This is a genomic window from Psychrobacter sp. AOP31-B2-9 (assembly GCF_052378005.1).
Classification (GTDB): Bacteria; Pseudomonadota; Gammaproteobacteria; order Pseudomonadales; family Moraxellaceae; genus Psychrobacter.
In genome coordinates this window covers 1-601 of record NZ_JBQSXG010000330.1, presented here as the reverse complement: position 1 = coordinate 601, position 601 = coordinate 1, and the positions used below count along the sequence as shown (strand labels likewise).

Below are 601 nucleotides of genomic sequence, written 5' to 3'. Positions count from 1 at the left end.
CAGCAAGGAGTTAATCATTTAGTCTCGTTAGGCGTTGATATACAAAGCATCACCTGTGATGGTAGACGAGGACTGAGGACAGTATTCATTAAAACACCTTGTCAGATGTGTCAGTTCCATCAAATACAAATAGTGACCCGCTACCTGACTCGTCGTCCTAAGAATATTGCCAGTATCGAGCTTAGACAGCTCGCTTTAACTTTAACACAGCTTGATAAAACTGATTTCATAGAGCGCTTAGATCACTGGTATTTGACTCATGAAGACTATCTTAATGAGCGTAGTGCTAATGAAGATAACAGTAGAACTGTGGTACACACATAAACGTCTTAGAAGTGCTTATCGTAGCCTCAGAACCAATAGTGACTGGTTATTTACTTATCAAGAATATAAGCACTTAGACATACCAAATACGACTAATTCTCTTGAAGGTTTATTCAGTGAGTTAAAGCGACAATTACACAGTCATCATGGGTTGAGTGAGTATCGTAAGTTACGGTTTATTAAAGACTTTCTACTGTCAAAGTCACTTAAATAACATGAATTATGTCCATTAGACACTACCTTCTACTTTTTAGCATGAATTTTGTCCATTACGCCT

Annotated in this window: 1 pseudogene; it reads left to right on the top strand. The window is 37.6% G+C overall.

Features of this window, described 5'->3' with window-relative positions:
• Positions 1 to 324: pseudogene (locus ACT3SX_RS15490) on the top strand (hypothetical protein); the annotation flags it as partial.
• Positions 325 to 601: the final 277 nt, after the last annotated feature.